The organism is Micromonospora sp. NPDC000207 (assembly GCF_040300925.1).
In the GTDB taxonomy this organism is placed as follows: Bacteria; Actinomycetota; Actinomycetes; order Mycobacteriales; family Micromonosporaceae; genus Micromonospora.
This window is the reverse complement of record NZ_JBEPEQ010000182.1, coordinates 1-6812: the sequence shown is the minus strand read 5'-3', so window position 1 is coordinate 6812 and position 6812 is coordinate 1. Positions and strand designations below refer to the sequence as shown.

Annotated in this window: 7 protein-coding genes; 4 read left to right on the top strand and 3 right to left on the bottom strand. The window is 73.5% G+C overall.

Going from position 1 to position 6812, the window contains the following annotated elements; genetic code table 11:
• Positions 1-239: 239 nt before the first annotated feature.
• Together ABT336_RS26315 and ABT336_RS26310 are read right to left on the bottom strand one after the other, a co-directional pair.
• On the bottom strand, positions 240-1004 hold the full coding sequence (locus ABT336_RS26315; protein WP_350900122.1) for an ABC transporter permease: 765 nt from the start codon (positions 1002-1004) through the stop codon (positions 240-242).
• Positions 1001-1732, bottom strand: coding sequence for an ABC transporter ATP-binding protein (locus ABT336_RS26310; RefSeq protein WP_350900120.1), 732 nt, complete (start codon positions 1730-1732; stop codon positions 1001-1003). Before ABT336_RS26310 ends, ABT336_RS26315 begins: the two co-directional genes overlap by 4 nt.
• A 111-nt stretch (positions 1733-1843) precedes the next feature.
• Here ABT336_RS26310 and ABT336_RS26305 point away from each other — a divergent pair, with 111 nt between their 5' ends.
• Together ABT336_RS26305 and ABT336_RS26300 are read left to right on the top strand one after the other, a co-directional pair.
• A complete protein-coding gene (locus ABT336_RS26305) occupies positions 1844-2953 on the top strand; it encodes a sensor histidine kinase (RefSeq protein ID WP_350900118.1) in 1110 nt (369 codons plus the stop codon).
• Positions 2950-3594 (top strand): response regulator, encoded by a 645-nt coding sequence (locus ABT336_RS26300; protein ID WP_350900116.1) that lies wholly within the window; start codon positions 2950-2952, stop codon positions 3592-3594. The genes ABT336_RS26305 and ABT336_RS26300 overlap by 4 nt, the downstream gene beginning before the upstream one ends.
• Before the next feature lie 73 nt (positions 3595-3667).
• Here the strand turns inward: ABT336_RS26300 and ABT336_RS26295 are convergent, their stop codons facing one another.
• Entirely contained in the window at positions 3668-4246 is a 579-nt protein-coding gene (locus ABT336_RS26295; RefSeq protein ID WP_350900114.1) for a DUF1707 domain-containing protein, read from the bottom strand.
• A 288-nt stretch (positions 4247-4534) separates the two neighbouring features.
• On the opposite strand from ABT336_RS26295, the gene ABT336_RS26290 reads away from it, so the two are divergent.
• Positions 4535-5479, top strand: a complete 945-nt coding sequence (locus ABT336_RS26290; RefSeq protein WP_350900112.1) for a 3-oxoacyl-ACP synthase III — start codon at positions 4535-4537, stop codon at positions 5477-5479.
• Positions 5473-6812, top strand: a 1340-nt coding sequence (locus ABT336_RS26285; RefSeq protein WP_350900110.1) for an alpha/beta fold hydrolase, incomplete at its 3' end; no start/stop codon positions are given. The genes ABT336_RS26290 and ABT336_RS26285, both read left to right, overlap by 7 nt.

Sequence of the window (6812 nt, the reverse complement as noted above, 5' to 3'; positions counted from 1 at the left end):
GCCACCTGCGCCCCGGTCCGGCGATGCGGCTGCGGCAACGGTGCAGCGCGGTGCTGGCCCCCCGGGTACCGGCGCTGGGGCGCTGGTTGGAGACCGCCCCCTACGGTCCCCGGTCCGGGCCGAGCGCCGACAGCAAGTACTGACGGCGACCGGGGTGCTGGTCACCCGGTTGCCGACACGGGGCACACACGTGGTCGCGGGTCCGGGTCGAGGTGACCCCGGGCCCGCGACCGGTGGGCTCAGTTCCAGCGGAACAGGGCCACTGCCGCCACCGCGCCGGTGACAGCGGTGACCACCAGGACGACCAGGTTCGAGGCGTCGACGGGGGCGCCCGCCCAGGCGGCGGAGAGCGCCTCGACCGACGCCCCGAAGGGCAACCACCCACCGACCCGTTCGACAGGCTCCGGAAGGGCGTCGGTGCCGCCGAACATCCCGCCCACGGCACCGAGCGCGAAGAAGCCGACGAGGCCGATCGCGACGGCGGCGTTCGGGGTGGGTGCCACCGAGGCGACCACCATCCCCACCCCGTACATCGCGGCGGTGGCGAGTGCGACGACACCGAGGGCGACGCCGAGGTGGGTGGGCGGGCTCGCCCCGAAGGCGACGACGGCCACCGCGTAGGCCACCCCGAGGCCCACCAGCGCCTGGCCCAGGCTGACCACCATCTGCGCCGCCAGCACCATCGCCGGGGGGGCCGGGGTGACGGCGATCCGGCGCAGTACCCCGGTCCGGCGGTAGTAGGCCAGGAAGCTCGGCATGTTGATGATGCCGATGGAGGCGATCACGATCGTGAACACCAGCGGCAGGACGTAGACGTCCAGGGCCGTGAGGCCGTCGGCGACCTCCTGGTCCCGGGCCGACGACGCGTTCATGACCATGATCAGCAACGGCAGGGCGACCGGTACGACCAGGCCGGAGGTGTCACGGGCGACCATCTTCGCCTCGCACCGCACCAGGGTCAGCCAGGCCCGTGCCCCGGGCCGTCGGGCGGTGACCTCGATCATGCGTCCTCCTCCGTCGCGAGTTCCCGGCCGGTGAGGGCGACGAACGCCTCCTCCAGACCGTCGGTGCCGGCCTGCCTGACGAGGTCCGCCGGGCTGCCCAGGGCCACGACCCGGCCGGCGTCGATCAGCACGACCCGGTCGCAGAGTCGTTCGACCTCGTCCATCGCGTGACTCACCAGCACCACCGTCTCCTCGCGCAGCGCCTCGATCCCCTGCCACACCCGGCGTCGGGCATGCGGGTCGAGCCCCGTGGTCAGCTCGTCGAGGATCACCACGCGGGGCCGGCCGACCAGGGCCAAAGCGATGGAGAGGCGCTGCTGCTGACCACCGGAGAGCTTCTCGAACCGGGTCCGGGTCTGCCGGCCCAACTCGACCAGGTCGAGCAGTTCGGCGGCGGGACGCGGGTCGGGGTAGAAACTGGCGAAGAGGTCGACGAGTTCGGCGACGGTCAGCGCGTGGTGCAGGTACGCCTGCTGCAACTGCACCCCCAGCACCTGCCGTACGGCGGCCCGGTCCCGACGCGGGTCGAGGCCGAGCACCCGTACCCGCCCCCGGTCCGGTCTGCGCAGACCGGCGATCAGCTCCACCGTCGTGGTCTTCCCGGCTCCGTTGGCCCCGAGGACGCCCAGCACCTCACCGGGCTCGACCCGGAGGCTCACGTCGTCCACGGCGACCACGTCGCCGTACCGTTTGTGCAGGTGCTCGACCTCGATGGCGGGTTCGCTCATACCTGTCATCGTGGGCGACGCGCCCGGCCCGGCGCCTGTGCCGACGGTCAGTGACACCGACCATGACTTTCGACACCCCGCGCGCCGGGAACCGACCGGTAGGTTGGACCGATGCGCCGGATGGGACTCGACGAGTGGTCGGGCCTGGCGATGCTCGTGGTCTGCGCGGGCGCCGCCGTCCCCGTCGTGTTCGGCCTCGTCGAACCGACGGTGCCCCGGGCGGTCTGGGTGGTGCTGTACCTGACCACCCTGACGGGGGCGCTCGCCGCCGTCGCGGACGTCGGCCGTTCCCCGGTCACCCGCCGGGTGGCCTACGGCGCGGCGGTGGTGGCCTGTTGGGGCGTGGTCCTCACCGCCCCGCGCGCCGGTCTCCTGCCGATCCTGCTGGTAGTGGTCGCCGCCCTCGGCCCCGAGGTCGTCCGGATGCCCGCCAACCTCGTGGTCGTGGCCCTGAACACCGTCGTGATCGGCCTGGCCAACGCCCGGGTCCACGACCTGTCCCTGGAGGTGTTCTTCTCCGCGGGGTTCTACGCCCTGATCCAACTCGCCACGGTGTTCAGCCTGACCGCCATCCGTCGGGAGAAGGAGCTACGGCGACAGCTCGCCCGCGCCCACGTCGACCTCCAGGCGGCGAGCGTGCTGCTGGCCGGCTCCGCCCGGACCGCCGAACGCCTGCACATCTCCCGCGAGCTGCACGACCTCATCGGTCACCAACTCACCGTCCTGACCCTTGAGTTGGAGGCCGCCCGGCACCGTCGGGGCGACGCGGTACGCGAACACGTCGAGCGGGCCGACCGGGTGGCCCGCGCCGTGCTCGCCGACGTCCGCACCACGGTCGGCGCGTTGCGGGCCGGTCCCGCCACCGACCTCGCCGAGGCGCTGCGCGAGGTGGGCCGCGACGTCCCGGGGCTGGACGTCGTGGTCGAGGTCGGCGACGACGTGGTCGCCGACGAGGAGCAGACCGCAGCCCTGGTCCGGACCGTGCAGGAGGTGGTGACGAACACCCTGCGGCACGCCGAGGCCCACGAGCTGTGGGTGGACGTCGGGTGCGACGGCGAGTCGATCCGGCTGACCGCGAGCGACGACGGGCGGGGCGCCCCCGAGGTGGTCCCGGGCAACGGGCTGCGCGGCATCGCTGAGCGGTGCGCCGCCCTCGGCGGTGACGTCTCCTACGACGGCCGGTCGGGTTTCCAGGTCAGCGTCCGGGTGCCCGTCCGATGACCCGCGTGGTGGTGGTCGACGACCAGACCCTGGTCCGGCAGGGCATCCGCACCCTCCTCGACATGGCCGGCATCACCGTCGTCGGTGAGGCCGACGACGGGGCGGCCGCCCTGGACGTGATCGCCGACACCGGACCCGACGTGGTCCTGCTCGACCTGCGGATGCCGCACCGGGACGGACTCTGGGCGCTGCAGCGGCTGCGCGAGCGCGGTGACGACGTACCGGTGCTCGTCCTGACCACCTTCGACGACGACACCCTGGTCCTCGACGCGCTCCGCGCCGGGGCCCGGGGGTACCTGCTCAAGGACGTCACCCTGGAGCAGCTCACCCGGGCCGTCGAGACGCTGGCGGCGGGCGGGACCCTCATCGCCGCGTCGATCACCGACCGGCTGCTCCGGGCGATCCGGGGTACGCCGTGGCCCGCCGGTGTCCACGCCCCGCCCCCACAGGAGCTGACCGGGCGTGAGCTGGAGGTGCTACGGCTGGTGGCCGGCGGGTACACCAACCGGGAGATCGCCGGGATGCTGTTCCTCGCCGAGGGGACGGTGAAGAACCACGTGTCCACGATCCTGCTGAAGCTGGGGGCCCGGGACCGGACGAACGCGGTCCTGCGGGCGCTGCACGAGGGCATCCTGCGGTGAGGCGGTGGGCACCGTCCGCCGGTGAACCCCGCCGTGGACCGTCACCCGTCGCCGGGGTGGTCTGACCCCTCCGTCACCACCACCGCTGACGGGGCGGGCGAACCGTCACATCGCCGAAGATCACCCGGCACCGGACCTCGACCACCGGGGCCCCCGCGACGTACGGACCCCGCATCTTGGACTTCTTGTCCCCGAACACCGCGCTGCCGGTGAGCCGGACCTCGGTGCCCTCCGGCACGACGACGACCACGCTGCCGAAGATCGCCTCCGCGTCGATCCGGGTCACCGGACGGAGGTTCGGGATCTCGTGGAGCTCGATCCGACAGTCGCCGAACACGGCCCGGGCCTCGATGTGCTCCGGTGCCGCCCACGCGCCCTTGCGCACCTCGCTGCCGAAGATCGCCTTGAGCTGCTCCTGGGGCGGGGAGACGACCTCCGCCGAGGGGCGACCGGGGGCGTTGGGCAGGTCCACGGTCACCGTCGCCAACTCGCCCCGGGTCAACGAGGCGTGCGCGGTGCCGACCCGTTCCTCGTACTCGGCGAGGGTGAGTCGCCCCTCGCTCACCGCCTGACCGAGCAGCGCCACGACCTCCTCCCGCTCCCGGTCGGAGACGCGCAGCCGGTCGATCTCGTTGTGCCGTTCCTGCTCCACGCCCAGAGCCTAGCCGCGCCGGACCAGCCGTGGGCACCGCGCTCGGCCCGATGAGGTGCCACGGCGGTGCCCCCGGGCCCCGGTCGTGTCGGACCCTCACGGGCGGTGCGGACCGAGTGATGTTCGCCGCACAGCATTCGATCATTGGTGGAAGGGGCGCGGAGTGGATAGCTTCGAGCATCGAGGGGTCGGTCGATGGGCGGAGGTTGGATGACGGACGGCAATGCTGACTATCGCTACGCGAACACAGCGGTACTGTCAGTGACGGCCCTGGAGGCACCGGTCGTCGTGACCTCCGATCACTTCGACGACGAGTTGAGTGAGACCCTCCGGCGGCTGCGGCTGCGCCGGGGGATGCTCCAGGGCGTCGCAGGCGTCCAGGAGCGGCGGTGGTGGCCCGAGGGGTTCAGCTTCGCCGACGCGGCGGCCGAGGCCGGGGCGAAGGCGCTCTCGGAGGCCGGCGTCGACCCCAGGGACGTCGGACTGTTGATCAACACGTCGGTGTCCAGGGCCAACCTGGAGCCCTCGACGGCAGCGGGGATCCACCACAGCCTGCAACTGCCGCCGTCGGCGCTGAACTTCGACATCGCCAACGCCTGCCTCGGGTTCGTCAACGGGATGCAGGTCGCCGCCAACATGATCGACGCCGGGCAGATCCGGTACGCGCTGATCGTGGCGGGGGAGTGCGCCCGGCAGGCCCAACGGGCCACGCTCGACCGGCTGCGCCGCCCGGACGCCACCCGTGCCGACGTCCGGGACCAGTTCGCCACCCTGACCCTCGGGTCGGGTGCCGCGGCGATGGTGCTGGCCGCCGCGGACACCCACCCGCAGGGTCACCGACTCGTCGGCGGGGTGAGCCGGGCGGCGACCCGGCACCACGAGCTGTGCGTCGGGGACAACACCAGGATGCAGACCGACGCGAAGGGGCTGCTCGACGCCGGCCTGGAACTGGCGGAGGCGACCTGGGCCCGCGCCGGGGCGTGGAACTGGCAGGACATGGACCTGTACGTCATGCACCAGGTCTCGGTCGCCCACACCCGTGGCGTCGTCGACCGGCTCGGACTCGACCCGCGCCGGGTGCCGTCGACCTTCCCGCTGCTGGGCAACGTCGGACCGGCGTCGCTGCCGCTGACCCTGGCACACCACGCTGACACCCTCAGCCCCGGAGACCGGGTGCTGTGCATGGGAGTCGGCTCCGGCCTGAACACCTGCGCCCTGGAGATCGCGTGGTGAGCGCCGACCCGCAGACCCTGCCCGGTCTGGACCGCGCCTGGTCCCGGTCGGTGACGGCGGTGGACACCCAGGGCGTACGCCGTACCTGGCACGTCCTGGACAGCGCCGCACCGCACGACGGCGACCAGACCCGGTACGCCGGGACCCTGCTCTGCGTGCACGGCAACCCGACCTGGTCGTACCTGTGGCGGCACCTGCTGGCCCACTTCTCCCGGCCCGACGCCCTCCCGTGGCGGGTGGTCGCCGTCGACCACCTGGACATGGGCTTCTCGGAGCGGACCGGCACCGTCCGTCGGCTGCGCCAGCGCGTCGACGACCTCGGCACCGTCACCGACGCCCTCGGCCTGACCGGGCCGGTGGTGACCGTCGGGCACGACTGGGGCGGGGCCATCTCGCTGGGCTGGGCCCTGCGCCACCGCGAGCAGCTGCACGGCGTGGTGTTGACCAACACGGCGGTGCACCAGCCGGCCGACTCGTCGGCGCCGACGGTGATCCGGCTGGCCGGGCTTCCCGGGATCCTGCCGACGGTGACCGTCACCACGCCGACCTTCATCCAGGCGACCCTGGCCCTGGCCGATCCGCGCCTGCCCGACCCGGTCCGGGCCGCCTACCTCGCGCCGTACCGGACCTCCCACAGCCGGGCGGCGGTCGGCGACTTCGTGGCCGACATCCCGCTCACCCCCGCCCACCCCAGCTGGCCGGCCCTGCAGGAGATCGCCCAGAACCTCGACCGGCTGGCCGACGTGCCCACCCTCCTCCTGTGGGGACCCCGCGACCCGGTCTTCGGCGACGCACACCTGCGGGACCTGCGCGCCCGACTGCCGCACGCCCGGCTGCACCGCTTCGAGGGCGCGGGCCACCTGCTCGCCGAGGACGCCGACGTCGCCGGGGCGGTCGCCCAGTGGCTGGCCGACCTGGACCGGCCGTCGGTGCCGGCGCCCCCGACCCCGGAGCCCTCCCCGGCCTGGCGTCCGCTCTGGGCGGCCCTCGAAGAACGCGCCGGCGACCGGTCGGTGGCCCTGGTGGAGCTGGCCGGCGGCGGCCGACGGGTCAGCTGGTCGCTGCTGTGGCGGCGGATCCGGCAGATCGCGGCGGGGCTGTCCGCCTCCGGCGTCCGCCGGGGCGACCGGGTGGCCCTCCTCGTGCCGCCCGGCGCCGACCTGACCGCCGCCGTCTACGCCTGTCTGCGGATCGGCGCGGTGATCGTGGTCGCCGACCCGGGTCTGGGGTTGGCCGGCATGAACCGGGCGCTGCGCAGCGCCGCCCCCTCCCACCTGATCGCCGTCGGTCGGGGCCTGGCCGCCGCCCGGGTCCTGCGCTGGCCGGTACGACG